Source organism: Methanobrevibacter sp. 87.7 (assembly GCF_002208625.1).
Classification (GTDB): Archaea; Methanobacteriota; Methanobacteria; order Methanobacteriales; family Methanobacteriaceae; genus Methanarmilla.
In genome coordinates this window covers 1-634 of sequence record NZ_MRCT01000289.1, presented here as the reverse complement: position 1 = coordinate 634, position 634 = coordinate 1, and the positions used below count along the sequence as shown (strand labels likewise).

Genomic DNA, 634 nt, shown 5'->3' with positions numbered 1-634 from the left:
CCATAGTTATATATAAATTTTACTAAAAATTAAGAATTTATAAAAATAATAAAAAAAGAAAAAATAGACTAAATAAATAATAAAAAAAACATTAAATGTAATCTACTTTTAAATAAGAATTAAATAGAAATAAAATATAAAAAATTTTTAAATAAAATATCTAAAAATTTAAAATAGGTGCAGTTGTATACTCTAAAAGATTGTCACCATGGAAATTAAAAATCCAACCTTTACCATAACTTTCATTAGTTGGTTTAATTTCATCTTTACATTCTCTTGAAATAAAGTTTAAAGTTAAAACAGAAGTTTTAGTTTCTAATTTGTAAACTTTTGGTTTAATCATAGTAATTTTACTATCTACAAAATCATCTAATTTTGGAATAATTTCATCATCATTTAACTTTTCATGAATATTAAGTTTATTCAATAATTCTCTATATTTATTCATATACTCCCTCCTAATTAAATGATCAAAAATAAATTTTTATTAACTAAATTAAGGTTATTAAAAAATTAATATAAAAAGCTTTTGATTTAATACAAAATGAAAATTAAACAAAAATTAATAAAACAATGAAAAACTTTTAAAAATAATAAAAATATTTAAAAAAACAATGATAAAATTGGAAAAAAT

General features: G+C 16.1%; 1 protein-coding gene. It reads right to left on the bottom strand.

What is annotated here, in order from left to right; genetic code table 11:
- Positions 1-160 precede the first annotated feature (160 nt).
- Positions 161-448: a hypothetical protein gene (locus tag BGI41_RS08255; protein ID WP_088540220.1), complete on the bottom strand. Its 288-nt coding sequence runs from the start codon at positions 446-448 to the stop codon at positions 161-163.
- Between the last annotated feature and the right edge of the window lie 186 nt (positions 449-634).